This is a genomic window from Halomonas sp. LS-001 (assembly GCF_052983955.1).
On the sequence record NZ_CM129816.1, the window covers coordinates 2050512 to 2069431 of the forward strand.

17 protein-coding genes are annotated in these 18920 nt (G+C 54.1%); 4 read left to right on the forward strand and 13 right to left on the reverse strand.

Going from position 1 to position 18920, the window contains the following annotated elements:
• Nucleotides 1-219: 219 nt before the first annotated feature.
• Nucleotides 220-2685 carry a DUF3141 domain-containing protein gene (locus tag ACU6TU_RS09280; protein ID WP_447141158.1) on the reverse strand — a complete coding sequence of 822 codons (2466 nt, stop codon included), beginning with the start codon at nt 2683-2685 and terminating at the stop codon, nt 220-222.
• A 374-nt stretch (nt 2686-3059) separates the two neighbouring features.
• On the opposite strand from ACU6TU_RS09280, the gene lipA reads away from it, so the two are divergent.
• Nucleotides 3060-4127 (forward strand): lipoyl synthase, encoded by a 1068-nt coding sequence (gene lipA, locus ACU6TU_RS09285; RefSeq protein WP_447141159.1) that lies wholly within the window; start codon nt 3060-3062, stop codon nt 4125-4127.
• Between the two features lie 18 nt (nt 4128-4145).
• Here lipA and lipB read toward each other — a convergent pair whose 3' ends face one another.
• The 11 genes from lipB to ACU6TU_RS09340 all read right to left on the reverse strand — a co-directional run bounded on the left by lipB (nt 4146) and on the right by ACU6TU_RS09340 (nt 14730).
• Entirely contained in the window at nt 4146-4796 is a 651-nt protein-coding gene (lipB, locus tag ACU6TU_RS09290; RefSeq protein WP_447141160.1) for a lipoyl(octanoyl) transferase LipB, read from the reverse strand.
• The gene (locus tag ACU6TU_RS09295; RefSeq protein WP_447141161.1) at nt 4796-5113 is read right to left on the reverse strand and encodes an HP0495 family protein; all 318 of its coding nucleotides are present in this window, start codon (nt 5111-5113) and stop codon (nt 4796-4798) included. Before ACU6TU_RS09295 ends, lipB begins: the two co-directional genes overlap by 1 nt.
• Before the next feature lie 122 nt (nt 5114-5235).
• On the reverse strand, nt 5236-6396 hold the full coding sequence (locus ACU6TU_RS09300) for a D-alanyl-D-alanine carboxypeptidase family protein (RefSeq protein WP_447141162.1): 1161 nt from the start codon (nt 6394-6396) through the stop codon (nt 5236-5238).
• Nucleotides 6397-6549: 153 nt separating this feature from the next.
• Nucleotides 6550-7509, reverse strand: coding sequence for a septal ring lytic transglycosylase RlpA family protein (locus ACU6TU_RS09305; RefSeq protein WP_447141163.1), 960 nt, complete (start codon nt 7507-7509; stop codon nt 6550-6552).
• Nucleotides 7506-8603, reverse strand: coding sequence for a lytic murein transglycosylase B (gene mltB, locus ACU6TU_RS09310; RefSeq protein WP_447141164.1), 1098 nt, complete (start codon nt 8601-8603; stop codon nt 7506-7508). Before mltB ends, ACU6TU_RS09305 begins: the two co-directional genes overlap by 4 nt.
• A gap of 34 nt (nt 8604-8637) precedes the next feature.
• Nucleotides 8638-9798 carry a rod shape-determining protein RodA gene (rodA, locus tag ACU6TU_RS09315; protein ID WP_447141165.1) on the reverse strand — a complete coding sequence of 387 codons (1161 nt, stop codon included), beginning with the start codon at nt 9796-9798 and terminating at the stop codon, nt 8638-8640.
• A gap of 13 nt (nt 9799-9811) precedes the next feature.
• Nucleotides 9812-11716 carry a penicillin-binding protein 2 gene (gene mrdA, locus ACU6TU_RS09320; RefSeq protein ID WP_447141166.1) on the reverse strand — a complete coding sequence of 635 codons (1905 nt, stop codon included), beginning with the start codon at nt 11714-11716 and terminating at the stop codon, nt 9812-9814.
• Nucleotides 11717-11813: 97 nt separating this feature from the next.
• Nucleotides 11814-12281, reverse strand: a complete 468-nt coding sequence (rlmH, locus tag ACU6TU_RS09325) for a 23S rRNA (pseudouridine(1915)-N(3))-methyltransferase RlmH (RefSeq protein ID WP_447141167.1) — start codon at nt 12279-12281, stop codon at nt 11814-11816.
• Nucleotides 12278-12667: a ribosome silencing factor gene (rsfS, locus tag ACU6TU_RS09330; protein ID WP_100821717.1), complete on the reverse strand. Its 390-nt coding sequence runs from the start codon at nt 12665-12667 to the stop codon at nt 12278-12280. The genes rlmH and rsfS overlap by 4 nt, the downstream gene beginning before the upstream one ends.
• Before the next feature lie 105 nt (nt 12668-12772).
• Nucleotides 12773-13432 carry a nicotinate-nucleotide adenylyltransferase gene (gene nadD / locus ACU6TU_RS09335; RefSeq protein ID WP_447141168.1) on the reverse strand — a complete coding sequence of 220 codons (660 nt, stop codon included), beginning with the start codon at nt 13430-13432 and terminating at the stop codon, nt 12773-12775.
• On the reverse strand, nt 13429-14730 hold the full coding sequence (locus ACU6TU_RS09340) for a glutamate-5-semialdehyde dehydrogenase (RefSeq protein WP_447141169.1): 1302 nt from the start codon (nt 14728-14730) through the stop codon (nt 13429-13431). The genes nadD and ACU6TU_RS09340 overlap by 4 nt, the downstream gene beginning before the upstream one ends.
• A gap of 254 nt (nt 14731-14984) precedes the next feature.
• Between ACU6TU_RS09340 and ACU6TU_RS09345 the strand changes: the two genes are divergently transcribed.
• From ACU6TU_RS09345 to ACU6TU_RS09355, 3 genes are all read left to right on the forward strand, one after another.
• Nucleotides 14985-15842 (forward strand): hypothetical protein, encoded by an 858-nt coding sequence (locus ACU6TU_RS09345; RefSeq protein ID WP_447141170.1) that lies wholly within the window; start codon nt 14985-14987, stop codon nt 15840-15842.
• Entirely contained in the window at nt 15839-16792 is a 954-nt protein-coding gene (locus ACU6TU_RS09350) for a diguanylate cyclase domain-containing protein (RefSeq protein ID WP_447141171.1), read from the forward strand. The genes ACU6TU_RS09345 and ACU6TU_RS09350 overlap by 4 nt, the downstream gene beginning before the upstream one ends.
• Nucleotides 16793-16874: 82 nt before the next feature.
• The gene (locus tag ACU6TU_RS09355) at nt 16875-18266 is read left to right on the forward strand and encodes a bifunctional DedA family/phosphatase PAP2 family protein (protein ID WP_447141172.1); all 1392 of its coding nucleotides are present in this window, start codon (nt 16875-16877) and stop codon (nt 18264-18266) included.
• A gap of 19 nt (nt 18267-18285) precedes the next feature.
• Here ACU6TU_RS09355 and ACU6TU_RS09360 read toward each other — a convergent pair whose 3' ends face one another.
• Nucleotides 18286-18909 carry a LysE family translocator gene (locus tag ACU6TU_RS09360; protein ID WP_447141173.1) on the reverse strand — a complete coding sequence of 208 codons (624 nt, stop codon included), beginning with the start codon at nt 18907-18909 and terminating at the stop codon, nt 18286-18288.
• Between the last annotated feature and the right edge of the window lie 11 nt (nt 18910-18920).

Genomic DNA, 18920 nt, shown 5'->3' on the forward strand with positions numbered 1-18920 from the left:
CACCGTACGCGTGAAAAATGCGCTTACCCTACCCCAGGCCATGCAGAAGCGCCAGCCTTGAGAAATACCGATCTGCTAAAGACACGGTTGAAGGTCTCAGCTAGACACTAGACTGCCAAGCATAAAACGGCAACCTCATGCTGCCCAACCGATATCAACCCTCTTACTAAAAAAAACGCCCCGGCTATTTCAGCCAGGGCGTGGGTAGCAGCGATTTAATCAGCGTTTACGCGGCGGCTTGCGACGCGTATTCCGATTAGCGGCAGGTGATTTTTTGGCCTGCGGCTGTTCTCCACCTTTCTGCTCTGCAAGCTGACTGGCAGCTTGGTTATCAGTGACATTAGTATCAGTGACACTCGTATCAGTGACATCGGTGTCAGCAACAACTGCTTCGACTTCAGTGGCGACTGGCGGTTCAAGTGCTTCCAGCGGCTTTTCAGGGCGCGCCTGATCAAACAGCGCCTTAACCTGATCAAAGCGTTCCGTGGAATGTTCTGACAGATCTCCACTAGCGGCCAGCACATGATCAAGGTGCGCAATATGCGCATCAATCTGCTCGTTGCTCTGACCACTCAACAGCTGCGGCAAGGTCGCTAATGCTTTCTCACGATCCAGTTTTAGAATAAAGAACTGTTCGCGAACCAGTTTTTTGAAATCTACCAGCGAGCTTCCCGGCTCCAGCTCCGCACGGGATGCCCGGAGACGCTTAAAGTTACGCTCATCCGTTGCCGCAGAACCGCCCAGCACGTAGATCAGACCCCGCATGACCGCTTCATGGTCACTGCCATGGGCGATGCGCTCGCGAAGCTCTTCACCACGCTGCTGAATAAAGCGGCGGTGCTCAGGTTCGGCACCCGGACGACGGCGATGGATGTGGGCGTCCCCATACAGGCCAACGGCCGCCTGCAGGAGTGGTTGGCCATAAATATTCAGGAACAGCTTCTCGATTGAGCCATCACGCAGGTCGCGGACGGCATCCAAGCTGGCTCCCAGCTGATCGGAAACGATCCCTTCCAGAGATTTGAACAGGTTGTCATGACCTACCTCATGGCGATTGGCACGAATGACATCTGCCATGACCGGCAACGGCACCGTCAGAGGATTACGGTCCGACATTAACCGATAGCCCAAGCGAATCGGGTGCATGCGGCGAATCCAACGCGCCATTTCCGGGGTGTTTACCGCCTGAATCCAGGGTTGAATCGCCAGACGGTAAATGCCCAGATTGATTTCCGACACCCGTGCAACTGTCGCAAAGCGGCGGTCATCTTCGGCGATAGGCTTGACTTCCGTATCCAGCTCATCAAAGTTACGCGTCTCGAACTCCAGCAGGTAATCACGTTCAATCAGCTCAGCATCCGGCCGATCCGTGGCTTTGGCCACTTTAGCTTCGTAGAGTCCGGGCGGCATTACATCGATATAATCCATGTTGGCCGTGAACTCGGAGTGTTCTTTACGTGAAACACTGCCAGAAACAAAAATGCCCAGATGGCCCGTCGTATCATGCAGGCAATACACGATCGTCTGATCGTTGGCGATAATATCCTTTTCGCCTTCATAAAGGTCACGAATCCAGCCTAATGCCTGAGGCGGCGGCGTTATATCATCGCCTCGCGAACAGAACACAACCACTGGCGAGCGAACATTACGCAAGTCAACACGACGCCCGTCACGGGTTATCAGTTGAGCGGTTGACAACCGATTACCGACAAACAGATTATCAACGATGTATTGGATTTCTTCGCCACCCAACACAACGTGACCACCCCACCAACGTTCGAATTCCAGATAACGCTCGGCTTCGTTGTCGATGTTATCAAACAGGTGATACTGTTTTTTCCAATACGTATTGGCAGGGTTCAAGCGTTCAAAATTCTGTACCAGCCAGGCGCCGTCGAACAGACCATTGCCAATATCACTGGTCATGGCGGTAATCCAGCTGCCGCCCGTAATTCCACCGGTATAACGCATAGGCGCGTTACCCCGCTCCCCGGCCCAGTAGGACAGTGGCGCACCCGCAATCAGAATCGGGCCGAACACATCGGGTTCCAGTGCGGCCGCCATCATGATTTGCCAGCCAGCCTGGCAGTTGCCTACTACCATGGGCTTTTCACAGGTATCCGGATGCAGTTCGTTGACGTGGCGAACAAAAGCGATTTCCGCTTCTACTACGTCTTCAACCGTCTGGCCGGGCTCAGGGAACGGCAAGAAGCCGATAAAATAGCAAGGGTGGCCAGCGCGCAGCGCAACACCCAGCTCACTATCCGGCTTGAACCCCCCAATTCCCGGACCGTGACCGGCACGCGGATCAACAACGACAAAGGGGCGTTTCAGTTCATCGATCTCGACGCCCTCTGGGGGTAATACGCGCAGTAATTCGTAGTTGGTTGGGTGCTTTAGCTCACGGCCATCCATGACGACTTCAGTTTTGAATCCGAGCACATTGGGTTTGGTACATTCCATATGCTCAAGATACTGATTACCGCGCTGGCGCATGACATCCCAATAAAGGATGCTACGTTCAACACCGTCGCGCCAATAATCCAGCGCGGCTCTGCTAAAGCCAAAAGGATCACACAGTGTCATCATCGCCCGCGTGCCGGCGTTCAGGCCCGGCAATTCGGCGATCTCGTCATCAGCGTCAGTGGACACTGATGGTAAAAAAGGGTTGGCGAGAAAGTTCATAGGTTCTCCCTTGGGCCAGCGTGAATGCGGTGACCCTAAATCGTTTCATGCTGCAACGCAATATAGTGTAAGCCACGCAACCCTCAACGTCGATAAAGAATCCCGCTTTGACGGGGCGAATGTTGTGATTGTTCATGATTCAATACGTCTTCCAGGTGCTAGGCATGCACCTTGAGGGCATTTGAGATTGGTTATCGCACCTATGACGAGAATCGCACTTAAAGTGTGCTACTCCGGGTTTTATACGGATATCCTGCTTTTCGCCAAATATGTTACATTACGTGTATAGACTTCTGTCGACATTGACCCATATTTCTGGGCCGTCAACGATGTAACGTACGTTGATCGCTCTCGCTAAGTAGAGGCGCTTTCTTATGAGCAATAACTCCTCGCACCGTGTCTCCAGCGGAGAGAAATTTCGCAATGAGCATGGTATGGCCGTTATTAAAGACGGTATCAAGCAAGGCAAGCAACAACCAGAAACGTTTTCAACCCTACCGGATCGCAAACCCAAATGGTTGCGTGCCCAGATTCCTGGTGGCGAACGTTTTGAAGCCGTTAAGAAAAACGTGGCGTCTCACCGCCTGAGCACAGTATGCGCCGAATCTCATTGCCCCAATATGGGTGAGTGCTGGAGTAACGGGACGGCCACCATCATGCTGATGGGGTCGGTCTGCACACGCGCCTGCCGATTTTGCGCCGTCGATACCGGCAACCCCAAAGGCTGGCTTGACCAGGAAGAGCCGGAAAATACCGCAAAGTCTGTCGAACTGATGGGGCTTCGTTACATCGTACTGACCTCTGTTGACCGGGATGACCTGGAAGACGGCGGTGCCTCTCACTACGCGGCCTGCGTGAAAGCAATTAAAGCGCGCACGCCACAGGTGGTCGTCGAAGCACTCACCCCCGATTTTGACGGCGAGCCGACGGCAATCGAAAACGTCGTTGATTCCGGCCTTCAGGTGTTTGCACAGAATATTGAAACCGTTGAGCGGCTGACGCAGCGGGTCCGCGACCCACGGGCAGGCTATCAGAAAACACTGAACGCTTTGGCTCATGCCAAGCGCTACCGTCCTGATATCATTACCAAAACCAGCCTGATGCTGGGTTTAGGTGAAACCCGCGAAGAAATTCTGCAGACCTTTGATGACTTACGTGCCATCGGCGTTGATATTGTCACGCTGGGTCAGTATCTGCGCCCGACGAAAAACCACTTGCCGGTAGAGCGCTACGTGACGCCGGAAGAGTTTGAAGAATATCGCGTTCTGGGGCTTGAGAAAGGCTTTTTGGAAGTGCCTTCCGGTCCGCTGGTGCGTTCAAGCTACCGTGCTGACCGGGTTTTCGAAAAAAACAACCTCGGCCTGGCATCCCCCGCGGCCGTCCCCGGGCAGCAGGAAAAAGGCGAGGATAACAACCTTATCCCTGCACTGAACGTTGGCTAGTCAGCGTCACTGCCTTTTTCACGGCTTTGGCATCAACGAACGCTGAAGCCGTGAAGCAAGTGCCTGGGCCAACTGTGCTCCCACATCCTCAACGCTTACTGGCTGATCCGTCAGATCAGCCAGTTTTGTCATCTGCATCCCTGCGTAGCCACAAGGATTAATCCGCTCGAAAGGCGTCAAATCACCGTTAACGTTCAATGCAACGCCATGAAAACTCCCCCCTCTGCGAATGCGCAAGCCAAGTGAGGCAATTTTCTTCTCACCAACGGCTGTCATGACGTAGACGCCTGGCGCATCCGGCCGAGCCCGAGCACTCACCGAATATCGTGCCAGCACATCAATCACGCAATTTTCGAGCGCCGTGACGAGGTCTCTCACCCCCAAACCTGCGCGCCGCACATCCAGGAGCGGGTATAGCACGACCTGGCCTGGCCCGTGGTAAGTCACCTGGCCGCCTCGATCAGTATGCACCACGGGAATATCGCCCGGCATCAGCAGGTGTTCCGGCTTTCCCGCACGCCCTTGAGTAAACACTGGCTCATGCTCTACCAGCCAGAACTGATCTGACGTTTTTTCATTACGGGTATCGGTCAGCGCTCGCATGTCTTCCCAGACAGGAAGATAAGGACGCCGCCCCAGCTGATACAACTCAACAGGCAATAATGTCATCACAGCACCATATGCACGCGCCCTGTCGCTTTCAGGGCAAGAAACAGCTGATTGATCTGCTCTTCGCTGGTGGCCTGAATAGATAGCCTGATAGATTGAAAGCGGCCATTACGACTATCAACCACAGTAATCCCATCAGCATCAAAGTCTGGCGCGTATGTCACAACGATCTGACACACCACCGCAGCAAAGTCGTCAGCGGCGTCGCCAACCACTTTAATCGGGTAGTCGCAGGGAAAAGTTATCTTGTGCGATTTGCCACCATTCTGCTGCGGTTGACGCATATCGCGGAAGGTTTGTTTACCATTCGATTTCATTGCAATATCCACACGGGTTGAGCCTTCATTATCATCTACTATCAGCCTCTTTATAACGCTGATAAGAAAACGGCCTGGAATCTCCAGGCCGTTTTTCGTATGAGGCGATTCAAAATCTATTATCAGTCAAAGAATCCACTGATTAAACCACTAAAGAAACGATGCACCTGATCCAGAAGGCGCTTGAACCAGCTACCCTCTTCCACTCCTTCTAAAGCAATCAGAGGACGCTCTCCTACCACTTCTTCACCCAGCACGATTTCCAGACGACCAACCTGATCGCCTCTTGAAATGGGGGCCATCAGGTCACGGTTCAAGTCCATCCGTGCGCGTAATTCGTCGTTGCGATTGCGGGGAAGCGTAACGTGCACCGCCTCGCCAACGCCAGCGCTGACTTCATTAAGCTCACCGCCCCAGATACGCGGAGTGGCCAATACGGCATCATCTTCATAAATGGGCAGCGTTTCAAAGAAGCGGTAACCATAACTCAACAGTTTCTGGGTTTCCTGAGCACGCGCTTCTTCTGAATTTGTGCCCATCACCACGGAAATCAGGCGCATTCCATCACGCTCGGCAGAGGCGACCAGGCCATAACCAGCTTCCGTCGTCCAACCCGTTTTCAAACCGTCAACTGTTGGGTCGCGCCACAGTAATCGATTGCGGTTTGGCTGATCAATACCACCAAAAGAGAAGGTACGCTGAGAATAAATCGCATAGTGCTCTGGATAGTCGTTGATAATATATTGAGCCAGAAGCGCCATATCCCGAGCACTGGAATAATGGTTATCCCCGGGTAAACCAGTGGGATTTTCAAAATTTGTATTGTGCATCCCTAGACGAGTGGCATGCTGGTTCATCAAGTCAGCAAATGGCACTTCACCACCGGCAAGGTGTTCCGCCATAGCCACGCTGGCATCATTACCAGAGACAATGATAATGCCGTGTAGCAGGTCATCCACCGATACCTGGGTGCCGACTTCGACGAACATTTTAGAACCGCCGGTACGCCAGGCTTTTTCACTGATATTGACCATATCATCAGACTGAATCGAGCCACGGTCCAGCTCTCGTTCAACCAGATAGGCGGTCATCAGCTTGGTGAGACTAGCGGGAGGTAGCCGCTCATCGGGAACTTCCTGAGCCAGTACACGACCGCTATCGGCATCCATCAGGATCCACGATTTAGCCGCCAGCTGGGGTGGCGACGGGATAATCATCTGCGGCTGAGGGATGGATTGCGCACTGACCGTGACCGAAAGCGCCGTTGTCAGAACGCCTGCCAATGCAACACTACTTACACGTCGTACACCTGGCGTGAATGATAAAACACGCTTAACCGTCGACATGCTTGGTAAAGGTATATTCTTCAATAGGTTATTCATAACCGCTGTATCCCACTAAAATCGTTGGGCCCCGTGCGAGGCAGGTATTGGGTGCTATTTTACGATAAAAACTTTCGGGTAGCCCACTTGACGCAGCGTATCTCGCAGCGCCCGCTCTTCTTGCGCATGACGCACGGGGCCCACCTGGACGCGATGAAGCCCTGCGTCACTTGCTACCCTGACACCATGGCTAAGGCGATTTTCCAGTTTCTGCCTTAACTGCTCGGCATTTCTCTGATCCCCCAGGGCGGCTACCTGTAGATATCCAATAGAAGACGCATTGGCGTTCGTCATCGGCGCAGGCGCAGGCGCAGCAGAAACAGATGCCGTTGGGGCAGTATTGTTCTGGCCGACATTGCCCGATGAACGCGCCATCCAACGCTGTGGATCAATGACTTCCACCTTGACGCGTCCGGTACCGGCATCGGTAAACCCGAGCTGATAAGCCGCCGCATAAGAAAGATCAATTTCACGTTCACTGTGGAAAGGGCCACGATCATTCACCCGGACAATCACAGACGCCCCACTATCAAGACTGGTCACCCGAGCAAAGGTTGGCAACGGCAGGGAACGGTGAGCGGCCGACATCTTGTACATGTCATAGATTTCACCATTAGAGGTGGCGTAACCATGAAATTTTTCGCCATACCAGGAAGCCGTTCCTTCCTTGACGTATCCTCTGGCATCCGGCATAACATGGTAGGTTTTCCCCCACACCTCATAGGTTGGGCGGTTACCGGCACGCGAAGGTGGCTCTAGCCGTGGCTCAGCATCCGGCACTCGGGAAACATCCGGCGGATCCTGAGGATAGGCATCGGAACTGATCGCATAACGCCCTCCCGTTGACGCTGGCTGCTGCGTCTGCACCGTTTGCGTACCAGAAGACTCAGCTGGTGTTGGCGCTGGCGCCTTGCCAGCACAGCCGGATAACAGGACCAGCCCCATGCTCAATACACCGGGGGCCAGCCAGGCGGACACCCCTGATGGATGATGGGAAATCACAACACCTTTCATTGAAAACTCCCCTCAAAATCTATCTCGGCATCCAGCAGGTTGCCGGATTCATCGGCGGCTTTCTCGGCAATGGCCTCGGCCAACTCTGATACGGCCATGGCATAAAGATGACTATGGTTATAGCGCATGATCACGTAGAAATTAAAGCTACCCAGTCGATACACCTTTTCATCTTCACTGACGTCCAAGTGCAATGGCACCACCAGCCGGTCAGGGTCAGACATAAAAGCATCGGCACCTGGCCCAATGGGCTCAATACCTGCCTCAAGGATCTCGTTGAGGGTCTGGGTAGGCGTGCTTGACTGATTATACTCAACGCCATCAGGCATGCGCTCAGGCCCTTGTGCCTGAACATAAACCGGCTCACCCGCCTGCCATCTGTGCTCGGCAAAGTAATTTGCGACGCTACCAATAGCATCTGTCGGATTGTTCCAAAGGTCCCGAATGCCATCCTGGTCAAAGTCAACAGCATAGGCTTGATAACTGGTGGGAATAAACTGCGGGTATCCCATCGCGCCCGCATAGGAACCCATCAGTTCCGCCGGATCAACACCCTGTTCATAGGCGATCTGCAGCATGGCAGCCAATTCACCACGGAAAAAACGTCCGCGCGTCGGGTGATGGAAACCAAGCGTCGCCAGGGAATCCAGGACGGCATGCTTACCCGTAAAGCGCCCGTAATAGGTCTCTACACCGATAATGGCAGTGATAAACTCGGCAGGCACACCGTAGACCTGTGTCGCTCGCTCCAGCGCAGGAAGATGCTGGCGCATAAAATCGGCACCCTGCTCGATACGCTCGTCTTTCAAAAAGATATTGCGATACTCGTGCCATACCAGACGGCGCTCAGCAGCTCCTTCCATAGCATCAAGAACTTCCTGGCGATACGTCGCCCGACTCAAGGCATCAAGCACCCATTGCCTGGAAACGCCCTGCTCACTCAGTTCTGCCACTAACGCGGCCGTATCAGGATGGTCATCCGGATGAAAGCTTTTTACCTCAGCGGCGTTTGCCGAGAAGCAAACGGCACTTCCTCCTGCCAAAAGCATGTGCACTAAAGCACGCTTGAAGCCTTTTCCTTTGGCTGTTGTCATCGATAAGACTCCTTATGTGTCGTCACTGCGTGCATTAACGTGGCAATAGCCTACGGTGTGCATGAATGGACATTAGAATACCAAAACCCGCCAGCAGCGTAACGCTGGATGTGCCGCCAAAACTCACAAGCGGCAGTGGTACGCCCACCACAGGAAGAATCCCGCTGACCATTCCTACGTTTACAAAGACATAAATAAAGAAGGTAAGAATAATACTGCCTGCCACCAGTCTACCAAAGGTGTCCTGGGAGGAACCTGCCAGCCACAGCCCACGGCAGACAATCAGTAGATAAAGCAACAGAATCAGTAGCATGCCAACCAACCCAAACTCTTCACCCAGAACAGCCACAATAAAATCGGTGTGACGTTCGGGCAGAAATTCCAGCTGTGACTGGGTTCCCTCCAGCCAGCCTTTCCCCCAGACGCCGCCGCTGCCGATGGCGGTTGTCGACTGAATGATATTCCAGCCTGCTCCCAGTGGGTCAGATTCGGGGTTGATGAAGGTCAGCACCCGCTGGCGTTGATAGTTATGCAGGTTCATCCATAAAAATGGCAGCGCTGATGCCAGTAAAGCAGCAGCAAATGCGATCAACCGCCAGGAAAGCCCTGCCAGAAGTACAACAATCACAGCGGCACTGGCCACCAGCAGGGAGGTTCCCAGATCCGGCTGTGTAGCAATCAGCATCACGGGTAAGCCAATGATCAAGGCACACATGACAATATCGCGTAGACGCGGAGGTAGCTGGCAACGGTTCAGGTAGGCGGCCACCATCAGCGGTGCAGCAAGCTTCATCATTTCAGATGGCTGAAAGCGGATAACACCCGGAATCACCAGCCAGCGCTTGGCCCCCATCCCCATATCACCAAAAAATTCTACGGCCAACAGCATCAGCATGCCCACCAAATAGGCGGCCGGTGCCCAGCGAAGAAAGGTGGTCGGGGAAAACTGGGCAATGATCAACATTCCGACAAACGCAATCACGAAGCGAATACCCTGGGCGTAGACAGCTTCAATACGCTGACCGGAAGCGCTGAATAATACCACCAGGCCAGATGCCATCAGGATCAACAACAGCCCGACCAGAATCGGATCAATATGAATCTTTTCCCACAGGCTTTTTCGCCGGGCAATACCACTGTCAGGCGGTCGAACGGGGTAGCGTCGCAAAGGACGTGTCAGCAGTTGCCAGGGCATGCGTTAAAGTCCTTCATCCATCAAGGTTTCCATCATCCAGCTCCAGGGTCTCGCGTACCTCTTCAGCGTCAGGTATCTCTTCTTTCAGCAACCAGGCATCTGTCATGGCCCGAGCAAGATGCGCCGCATGGGTACTTCCGCCACCCGCGTTTTCGACAATCACCGAGACGGCAATCTGCGGGTCTTCAAGAGGCGCAAACGCCATGAAAAGCGCATGGTCGCGCAGGCGCTCTTCCAGTTCGGCCGCGTTGTAGCGCTGGTCTTGCCCTAGAGAAAACACCTGAGCTGTGCCGGATTTCCCCCCCATGCGATATTCAAGCCCGACCCCAGTACGGCGAGCGGTGCCTTCCCGACCTGAAAGCACTTTTTCCATACCATTGAAGATGCTGTTCCACCAGTTATCGTTGGTCAATTCAATATCGTCAGGCGTGTTGGGCAGGTCCGTTGGCACCGGTTCGTCACCAATCTTACTTGCCAGGCGTGGCTTGACCCAATGACCGCGATTAGCAAGCGTCGCGGTTGCTGCTGCAAGCTGGAGAGGCGTTATCTGCCAGTAACCTTGCCCGATACCAACGGAAAGCGTTTCGCCGGGGTACCAGGGCTGATTGTAGCGTGCCAGTTTCCACTCGCGGGAAGGCATAAGGGCATCACTTTCGCCTTGAACGTCATGGGCAACTCGTTGACCAAATCCAAAAGCACTCATCTGTTTGTGCAAACGATCAATGCCAAGTTCATGGGCCAACGAGTAATAATAGGTGTTGTTTGATACGGCAATGGAGCGTTCAAGGTCCACTCGGCCATGCCCCCATCGCAGCCAGTTACGGTAACGCCGCGAGTCATTCGGCAGTTGATAGTAACCAGGGTCGCGGATGGTTGAATTAGGGGTACGCACACCTTCTCTCAGCCCCGCCAGGGCAAGAAACGGCTTGATCGTTGAACCGGGTGGGTAATGACCGCGAATGGCTCGGTTAAACAGCGGCAAGTCCAGGTTCTGCTGAAGACCACGATAGTTTTCAACACTGATACCTGTGACAAACTGGTTACTATCGAAACCGGGCACAGACACCATGGCAAGAATGTCGCCACTGGCAGGTTCAATGGCGACAATGGAGCCACGACGACCATCCAGCAGCTCATAGGCTAGCATCTGCATTTGCTTATCAATGGTCAGTGTCAGGTTCTGCCCTGGTACCGGGTCATTCTTGCCAAGCTCACGGAGAACGCGTCCACGCGCATTGGTTTCCACCTTACGAAGCCCGGCCTCGCCGTGCAGCTCAGTTTCGTAAAAACGCTCTACGCCTGTCTTGCCGATAAAATGCGTTCCGGCATAGCTGCCAGGTTCCAGCGCCTTCAATTCTTCTGCGTTGATGCGCCCCACATAACCTAGCGCATGCGCCATGATTTCAGCGTCGGGATAATAGCGCAGCAGTTGCGCTTCGACTTCCAGGCCTGGCAAAAGATGACGGTTGACGGCAAGCCTGGCAATCTGTGTTTCCGTCAGGTCACTCATCAGCAACGCTGGCTGGTAAGGTCGCTGGCGTTGGCGTGAGCGTTGCTTGAATGCTTCGACGTCTTCATCAGGAAGCGCCAGGAGATCGATCAGAAACGCCAGGGTTTCATCCAGATCATCCACGCGTTCCCGTACGATGGTCAGGTTATAGGTAGGACGGTTTTCAGCCAGCATCTCGCCGTTGCGGTCGAAGATTAACCCTCTGGTCGGCGGTAGTGGCTCAACCCGCACGCGGTTATTCTCCGAACGCGTGCTGTAAAGATCATGCTGAACCACTTGCAGATACGCCAGCCGACCCATTAACAAGGCGGTCAGCGCAAAGACCACAATGACAGCGAGTAAAGCCCGAACCCGGAAGATACGTAGTTCTGTTTCGCTGTTTTTCAATGTATCGGAGCGCTGTGGCATGATGCGACCAGTTTCTCACTATAAAAGGCTGACGCCAGGCGCGACAGCGTATTGCATCTTCGATAACGTCCCGCTCACCGGGTCGCCATCGGTCTGCTTAACGATGATATGGATGCCCGACAAGAAGCGTCCATGCGCGATAAAGCTGCTCAGCCAGCATAATGCGAACCAGCGGATGCGGTAAGGTAAGAGGAGATAACGACCAGATTTTATCAGCTTGCGCCGATAGGGCTGGATCCAGCCCATCGGGCCCGCCTACCAGCAGCACGACATCTTTGCCCAGCATGCGCCATTCATCGGCTTCACTGGCAAGCTGCGGTGTTGACCAGGTCTTTCCCTTTACCTCCAGTGCCACCAGGTATTCATCACCTTTGAGCCTCGCTCTGATTCGCTCCGATTCCTGCAAGCGCGCTTTGCTGACGTCAGCATTCTTGCCACGTTGCCCAAGGGGAATTTCTTCAATTTCAAGCGTAAAATCTCGCGGCAGACGTTTGCGGTATGTTTCAACCCCTTCGTCAACCCAGGCTGGCATTTTCGTTCCCACCGCCAGCATACGCAGTTTCATGAATCCGACACCTGACCTTCCATTCGCTCACGCAGCATATCGTGTGCCAGCGCACTATCAGCGGGCAGGTCGGCCCATAGGCGTTCCAGGTCATATAGCGCGCGGGCTTCGGGCAGCATGACGTGAACAATCACATCACCAAGGTCCACCAGCACCCAATCAGCGTTGTCGCCACCTTCAACACCACGTGGTTGCAAGCCCTGCTCTTTGGCTTTTTCCACTAGATTCTGCGCCAGCGCAGAGACATGACGGGTCGAAGTGCCGCTGGCAATCACCATTAAATCGGTGACGTCAGTCAGTTTCGCCACGTCCAGCTGGGTAATATCGCGCGCTTTCAATTCTTCAAGTGCATCGATCGCGAGTGTCTTTAATGTTTCAATTTGCATGACGTATGAATGCCAACCCTTTAGGTAACGATGAAGTATAAGTGATCTGTGAACCGGCCATTGTAACGGCTATTTGCATGACTACCAGCGCTTATTGCAACCTGATCAGGAAGGCGACGCATAGAGTCGGCGTTGGTGGATGGCTTCATAAACCGTCGCGGGCACCAGATAACGTATACTTCTGCTTTCGGCAAGTCGCCGACGGATATCCGTCGCAGAAATCGACATCGTCGTCGGTAGCGCTAACGCCAGTAAGCCGCCATGTGGCGCTTCCATCAAAGCAGCCACACTATCGACTTCACGATGGCCAATCAGTTCCTTAAGTGCTGCCGAACGTTCAGGCCGATAGCCAGGACGTGAGATAACCACCACATGAGCATACTCAAATAACTGTTCGGGCTGGTGCCAGTCGGCCAGGCGCAAAAACGCATCCTGCCCCAACACCATGACGAGTCGCGCCTCGGCACCATATTCTTCGCGCAGCTCTCCCAATGTCAGGGTTGTGTAGGAAGGCCCTTCCCTGAGCAGCTCCCGACCATCAGCCACCAACCCGGGCGTACCGTCGATTCCGGCTTCCAGCAGTGCCAGTCGGTCTTGCGCGGAGACCTCAGGCTGATCTCGCAAGGGTGGCCGTGGCGCGGGAATCATATGCAGCACATTCAGTTGCAACGTTTCATAAAGCTCAACTGCACTGCGCAAATGCCCGAGATGCACGGGGTCAAAGGTTCCCCCGAACATCCCGATTTTCAACGCCACTTCATTCATTCGCGCACCTGACCATCGCCCAGCACCACGTATTTCTGGGTCGTCAAGCCTTCTAACCCGACTGGCCCACGGGCATGCAGCTTGTCGGTGGAGATGCCAATCTCAGCGCCCAGGCCGTACTCAAAACCATCGGCAAAACGTGTAGAGGCATTGACAATAACGGAGCTTGAATCCACACCGGCCATGAAATATCGCGCCAGCGTATAATTTTCTGTCACGATGGCATCCGTGTGATGAGAGCCGTAGTGTTCGATATGCGCAATCGCCTCATCAATGCCATCCACGATCTTAATGGCCAATACGGGGGCCAGATACTCGGTAGCCCAGTCTTCTTCACTGGCGACGTTCGCATTCGGCAAACGCTGACAGGTACGTTCACACCCGCGCAGCTCCACCTGATGCTGTGCATAGGCGTCTGCCAGTCGAGGCAACATGACATCGGCAATCGATGCGTCCAACAGCAGGGTTTCCATGGTGTTGCAAGTGCCGTAACGATGGGTTTTGGCATTTACGGCAATCGCCAGAGCTTTATCCAGATCGGCGCTGGCATCCACATAAACATGGCAGATGCCGTCAAGATGCTTGATAACCGGCACCCGGGCTTCTCTGGAAATTCGCTCGATCAACGACTTCCCGCCACGCGGGATGATGACATCGACAAATTCCGGCATGCGAATCAGTTCTCCAACGGCCGCACGGTCTGTCGTTGCAATCACCTGAACACTACCAGCAGGCAAACCCGCCTCGCTCAGACCCGCCTGAATACACTCACTCAAGGCAGCATTGGATGCGCTCGCCTCAGAACCGCCTCGCAGAATACACGCATTCCCCGATTTAAGGCACAGGCTCGCTGCCTCCAGCGTCACGTTCGGGCGCGATTCGTAAATAATGCCGATCACTCCCAGCGGCACGCGCATTTTACCGACCTGAATACCGCTTGGCCTGGAACGCAGACCGTCAATTTCACCGACGGGGTCCGGCAGGCTGGCCACCTGATGCAGTCCATCTATCATCGCCTCCAGACGCTCAGGGTTAAGCGCCAGGCGGTCGAGCAGAGCTGCATCCAGACCGTTGGCTTTGCCACGTTGCATATCCTCGACGTTAGCGCTCAGCACTTGCTCACGATTTTCGTCGAGATGCGTTGCCATCGCGAGCAGCGCGGCATTTTTCTGCCCTGTCGATGCACGGCGCATAACGCTGGCGGCTGCACGAGCTGCCTTACCTAGCGTCTGCATGTAAGCAGGGATATCCTCGGCAACCGCTGAACCTTGCTCACCGTTGCCATTTTGATTGCTCATAACCTCTCCAACGTCGCCTTTCATGTCTATTGCGCCCTTTATAAAATCCATTCCCCCTCCCATGCCACACGCCATCCACCAGCAACGTTATGCATTGCGATGCCATGACGGACCGTTGTACAGACCGTTGTACAGGCCGTATCCTGCTCGCAGGTCAGTGGATAAAGTGTGGTAACAACTGTTATCTGCATCTGCCAATGGAAGCAGACATATCTCTGCAAACGCTTAGCGTAATAGGTAAATAGTAAGTCACCATGCAAAGCAAATACAAAGTTAACCTGTTACGTGCCAACTTACTGGCCGCCGCCGTTGCGTTGGCATTTATGGCAATGGAGTTGACATCGAATGCCCTACTGGTGGTATGGCTTTCGGTTGGCTGGCTTTTTATGAGCGCTCTATTGCTTGATTTCAGCCATCGTCGAACGGGCAACCTACCCTGGCAATTACTTCCCGGTGCGCTGCTGACGGCATTACTGGTAAGTGCCCCGGAACAAAACGGCATTCTGGTATGGGCATGGGCCGCTCTTTTCATGCTGCCACAAAGCAGCTGGGTGATTGCCATCAATCTGTTCAGCGCCATGCTGAGTCTGGTGTTCATTCTGCCCACATTATCCCACCCTGAAGGATGGCTGATCACCCTAACACTCATCATTGTCAGCCTGTTATCGCTGGCTCGTGCCAGGCAACTGCTATATATCAACGGAGCCATTCGTCAGCGTTTTCGGCTTATCCCAGGCCTGAACATTTGGGCAAGGGAACAATTGGTACGGGATTTGCCCCGTGAGCAGATCCGCTGTGAACGCGAAGGCATTTATTCAGAACTGGTAATTTTCCGACTCAAACGTCACCAACTCTGGCAGATTGCGCGCGATATATGCCTTCTCACTTATCATTTTGAAAACGTCTACCGCATTAACGGCACAACCGTTGCCACTCTGCTGCTTTCACGTAGCCCGAGCGAAGGAGTTGAGCGTCGCCAGCGTTTACTTCAGGCCATTCCCGATAAACTTGCCTTCCATGTTATCGAACTGATTGATATAGAAACGTCGGTGCTGGACGTTAATGCGCTTATCAGGCAAAAGCACAAAGCCAGTCCAGTGGAGCGATTGTGATAGAGCCCAACATTCCCCATCGGCTGATGACGGCTACCTACAGCCTCAGCCTTTTACTACTGGCCACTTACACCGCGTGGCTTTATGCCATGGGTCAATATGGCATGTTTTTTCTGCCGGCCTTTCTTGAGCTGCTGCTGGTCTCGGCGTTGCTCATGCACGTTGGTCAAGGAGTTAACCCATTAGCCCCGCGGATTATTCTACTCTGCTGTGTTTATCTGATTGTTATCCAGGCTGTCATGCAGCCATCAAGCGGTGCATCTGCTCTTTGGCTGGGGCTGCCCATCACTGCTTCCTTTGTTCTTTTGCCTCTGACGCCCGTACTGATCGTCAATATCCTGTTGATTCCATTACTGTGGTGGTTGACCCCCACCGCACGCCACGATCCAGCGTGGATACCGGAGATGGTCGCGCTTTTCCTGTTGCTTGCCTTACCACGCTGGGAACATTTACGTCGTCAGGCATTGCTGCGTGCCACCGACCCGAACGACAGCGATTGTAATGCCTATCAAACACAATCCCTGCAGGAACGTCTGCACAATGAGTATCAGCGGTCCTATATCCTTGGGCGTCGACTAGCAGTATTGGTCATACATCTGCCGCAGTTTGACATGGTGGGGGAGCAGTTTGGCCGACGCGCCCAGCTGGCATTGCTGGAAAGGCTCTGCAGTGAGGTTCTCTTGCGCTGTCGCGATCATGACCTGCTGGGAAGAGCAAATCAGTCCACTTTCTGGCTAGTGCTCCCTGACACCACAGAAAGCGGTGCTCTGCTGGTTCGCGAGCGTCTACAGAGAGGGCTTTCCCGCTGCGTACTGGTCGAAACAGGCCAGCTGGACGCCCGTATCGTGGCTTGCCTCCCTCGTCACCGAGAGGTTTTTAATGTGTTTATGCAGCGCCTTGAAGAACGCGGCCAAACCCTCGCCAATCGCGTTTTTGACACGTCTGAATAAGCCACAGTCTCGTTTAGTGTCTTTCTGATCGATGATGGGGTTATCATCTTCGACCGCTAATATTGAAGAGTTGTTGACATCCATGGTGGATTTTATTCAGCAGTTAAGCCTGTCTCCCTTTACGCTGGTTCTACTCATTGGAATCATTGCGCTTGTTGAATCGTTGGCATTGGTTGGACTCTTAGTGCCGGGTGTCGTACTGATCACGGCAACCAGTTCGCTGGCAGGTCATCAGGATATTGCGATTATCTGGATGCTGGCGGCTGCCTTTATTGGTGCGGTTGTCGGCGACCTCATCAGCTTCCAGCTGGGGCTTTGGGAAAAAGGCCGGGTGCTTAATCGATGGCCACTGTCTCAGCATCCGGAATGGGTGCAGCGCGGACAACAGTTCTTTCTTCGTTATGGCGTCTACTCTGTGTTCATTGGCCGTTTTTTTGGACCGGTCAGGCCCATCATTCCCTTGATTGCCGGCATGATGCGTATGCCATCAGGCACTTTTCTGGGTGCCAACCTGGCATCGGCCTTGTTGTGGGCACCTGCTTACACGCTCCCTGGCTACTGGTTAGGCCATACCTGGCAGCAGCGTCTGACATTACCGGCGGGGCTGGAAATAGCGTTACTCATCCTGATGGCTGGCATGGTTTTGCTGGCAGTACTGTTTTCCTGGGGGCGAACACAAACATCGCGACAAGGCAGCATTTACCGCTGGTCGATGCTCGCCGCGCGTCGCTTTTCCCTGCTGCGTCGCCCCTGGCTGGCCATGAGCCAGAAAGGTGAAGTGCCTATCGCATCGTTACTATTGCTGGTGATGTGTATTGGGGGATTTTCCGCCTGCACCCTTTGGGTAATGCAACAGCAGGGGCCTACCCTGCTTGACCTGCACGTGCAGCAACTATTCGACTGGCTACGTAACGACACCCTGATGGCCGTGTCAGCCACTCTCGCCCGCGTTGGCGACCTGTATGGTGTGTTGGCCTTGACACTGCCCTGGGGGATATGGATGTACATCAGAGGTTATTGGGCATTACTTAGTCATTGGCTGGCAGCCCTGGTGGGAATTGCCCTGCTCAATACCCTTGGCAAAGCCCTGATTGGGCGCGAGCGCCCGATGATCACCGATGAACTGATCGGCTCAATGTCCTATCCCAGTGCACATACATCGACAACCGTGGTGGTGTTGGGGCTTGCCGCCGCTTTCTATGCGGCACGATTAGCGCGGCGACAGCGATTCTGGGCGTATTGGACGGCCATCGCGTTGAGTCTACCCATGGCGCTTTCACGTCTGGTATTAGGCGTACATTGGCTGACAGACCTGATGGGTGGGGCACTATTGGGCTTGATCGTGTGTGCGCTGGTGAGGCTCAACTGGCAGCAGAAAGAACGCCGCCCGCTGATGTCATTACCCTGGGTATGGCTATGTAGCATATCGCTTGCCATGTTAGTGGCACGTCTTGCTTACCTACCAAGCGCCTGATGGTCTGGCATATTTTCAATCAGCCAACGGCCAGCCAGATGCCCACGCCGATCATCAGAGTCCCTGCGATGCGGTTCAAAAGGCGCACATTGCCACTTTTGCCGAGCACTCGCCGCAGTGTTTTTCCGCCAGTGGCGTACACAAGCAGACTGGCAAATTCAATCGTCAGGATAACGCTGATCAAAACGCCCAACTGAAACGCCAAGGGTCGTGTACTATCCAGAAACGGCGGCAGCAACACCATGAAAAATGCCCACCCCTTTGGATTGGCAACAGCCGTCAGAAATCCCTGAGCGGCCAACTGCAAGCGCCCGGCGGGTGGCCCGCCTTCCAACTCAGTGGGCACTGCCATGCGTCCACGTGAGCGCCACATCATCACACCCAGGTAGCCAAGGTAAGCACCCCCTACCCATTTGAACAATGCAAAGATCTCAGGATGCTTGAGCATTAACGCCGCGACACCAGCCCCAGCCGCTGCCGCCACCAGGCCGACACCAACCAGTTCACCCACCATCATCCATAGAGCTCGCTTCACGCCTTGCGTCATCCCCAGCACCATGGCGAGGGTCATACACATTCCCGGCGTCAGGGAAACGAGCAGAAACGTCGGCACAAAGACAGACAGAGTCGACAATGAGAGCATCAGCGGACTTC

Coding starts and splice junctions, on each gene's coding strand:
- ACU6TU_RS09280 (WP_447141158.1), bottom strand. CDS start 2,685: ATGAACTTTCTCGCCAACCCTTTTTTACCATCAGTGTCCACTGACGCT.
- lipA (WP_447141159.1), top strand. CDS start 3,060: ATGAGCAATAACTCCTCGCACCGTGTCTCCAGCGGAGAGAAATTTCGC.
- lipB (WP_447141160.1), bottom strand. CDS start 4,796: ATGACATTATTGCCTGTTGAGTTGTATCAGCTGGGGCGGCGTCCTTAT.
- ACU6TU_RS09295 (WP_447141161.1), bottom strand. CDS start 5,113: ATGAAATCGAATGGTAAACAAACCTTCCGCGATATGCGTCAACCGCAG.
- ACU6TU_RS09305 (WP_447141163.1), bottom strand. CDS start 7,509: ATGAAAGGTGTTGTGATTTCCCATCATCCATCAGGGGTGTCCGCCTGG.
- mltB (WP_447141164.1), bottom strand. CDS start 8,603: ATGACAACAGCCAAAGGAAAAGGCTTCAAGCGTGCTTTAGTGCACATG.
- rodA (WP_447141165.1), bottom strand. CDS start 9,798: ATGCCCTGGCAACTGCTGACACGTCCTTTGCGACGCTACCCCGTTCGA.
- mrdA (WP_447141166.1), bottom strand. CDS start 11,716: ATGCCACAGCGCTCCGATACATTGAAAAACAGCGAAACAGAACTACGT.
- rlmH (WP_447141167.1), bottom strand. CDS start 12,281: ATGAAACTGCGTATGCTGGCGGTGGGAACGAAAATGCCAGCCTGGGTT.
- rsfS (WP_100821717.1), bottom strand. CDS start 12,667: ATGCAAATTGAAACATTAAAGACACTCGCGATCGATGCACTTGAAGAA.
- nadD (WP_447141168.1), bottom strand. CDS start 13,432: ATGAATGAAGTGGCGTTGAAAATCGGGATGTTCGGGGGAACCTTTGAC.
- ACU6TU_RS09340 (WP_447141169.1), bottom strand. CDS start 14,730: ATGAGCAATCAAAATGGCAACGGTGAGCAAGGTTCAGCGGTTGCCGAG.
- ACU6TU_RS09345 (WP_447141170.1), top strand. CDS start 14,985: ATGCAAAGCAAATACAAAGTTAACCTGTTACGTGCCAACTTACTGGCC.
- ACU6TU_RS09355 (WP_447141172.1), top strand. CDS start 16,875: ATGGTGGATTTTATTCAGCAGTTAAGCCTGTCTCCCTTTACGCTGGTT.
- ACU6TU_RS09360 (WP_447141173.1), bottom strand. CDS start 18,909: ATGCTCTCATTGTCGACTCTGTCTGTCTTTGTGCCGACGTTTCTGCTC.